General features: G+C 44.2%; 2 protein-coding genes. Both read left to right on the top strand.

Going from position 1 to position 1,299, the window contains the following annotated elements; genetic code table 11:
• Positions 1–49: 49 nt before the first annotated feature.
• Positions 50–643, top strand: a complete 594-nt coding sequence (locus JMW64_RS13880) for a sugar transferase (protein ID WP_201555371.1) — start codon at positions 50–52, stop codon at positions 641–643.
• A gap of 221 nt (positions 644–864) precedes the next feature.
• Positions 865–1,299: DegT/DnrJ/EryC1/StrS family aminotransferase (locus tag JMW64_RS13875; RefSeq protein WP_201555369.1), on the top strand; the 435-nt coding region annotated here is incomplete at its 3' end.

Genomic DNA, 1,299 nt, shown 5'->3' with positions numbered 1-1,299 from the left:
CGATGCCGATAAGGTCAATAAACGACTACTCAATATGTTGGGGCTATAAATGATAAAACGACTTTTTGATATCATCGCTGCGACCACGGCCTTAGTAGTGTTGTCGCCGGTATACGCTATTACTGCTTATAAAGTAAAAAAACACTTTGGCTCACCTATCTTATTCCATCAGACGCGTCCTGGCTTAGATGGAAAGCCGTTTGAAATGATTAAATTTCGTTCTATGGGCAATGCTATAGATAAAGAGGGAAATCTGTTAGAGGACAGTAAGCGCCTAACGCCATTTGGTAAGGCATTACGCAATAGCAGTCTTGATGAGCTACCAGAGCTATGGAATGTGCTTAAGGGTGATATGAGTCTGGTTGGTCCACGACCATTATTGATGGAGTATCTACCACTATACAGTGACGAGCAAGCACGGCGACATCAAGTCAGACCGGGGATTACTGGTTACGCTCAAGTCAACGGGCGCAATGCGATCGGTTGGGACGAGAAGTTTAAGCTCGACACGTGGTATGTCGACAACCAATCATTATGGTTGGACATAAAAATACTCTTTAAAACAGTAAAGAAAGTCATCGTCAAAGACGGCATCAGTGCCGATGGTGAAGCAACCATGAGCAAATTTACAGGTTCTGAATAGTGGTCATACAAAAAGATGAGGTATGCAACTATAGTCAAAGTATCCTAAAACCGCGACGGTATTACTGATGTATCTATATTACTTTTCACTGGCCATATTGTCTAAAGCCATTGCTATTTAAAGTCAGTGCTGTTTAAAACTATTGTTATATATGTCATAGAAATGGCTGCAAATCGTGACAATCACACAGTCAGCTTTAAGTCGCTACCATGGAGGAATATATGCTAAATACCCCTTTTTCACCTTGGCCAAGTTTCACTCAAGCAGAAGCCGATGCTGTCAGCCAAGTCTTGTTGTCTAACAAAGTCAACTACTGGACAGGGCAAGAGTGCCGACAGTTTGAGCAAGAGTTTGCAGACTGGTCAGACAGTGAGTATGCGATTGCGTTGGGCAATGGTACGCTGGCTTTGGATGTGGCATTGCAGGCACTTGGTATAGGCGTAGGCGATGAAGTAATCGTTACTCCGCGTACTTTTATTGCTAGTATCTCAGCGGTCGTCAATGCTGGAGCAACGCCAGTGTTTGCTGATGTCGATGAGGCAACAGGTAATATCACCCCTGAATCAATTGAAGCGGTATTGACCAACAAGACTAAAGGCGTCGTCTGTGTACATCTGGCAGGTTGGCCATGCGAGATGGATGGCATCATGGCGCTG

It is taken from the genome of Psychrobacter immobilis, assembly GCF_904846065.1.
Taxonomy (GTDB): Bacteria; Pseudomonadota; Gammaproteobacteria; order Pseudomonadales; family Moraxellaceae; genus Psychrobacter; species Psychrobacter immobilis_H.
Note: the sequence above shows the minus strand (reverse complement) of the source record. Positions and strands in the feature narration are given on the sequence as shown.

Coding starts and splice junctions, on each gene's coding strand:
- JMW64_RS13880 (WP_201555371.1), top strand. CDS start 50: ATGATAAAACGACTTTTTGATATCATCGCTGCGACCACGGCCTTAGTA.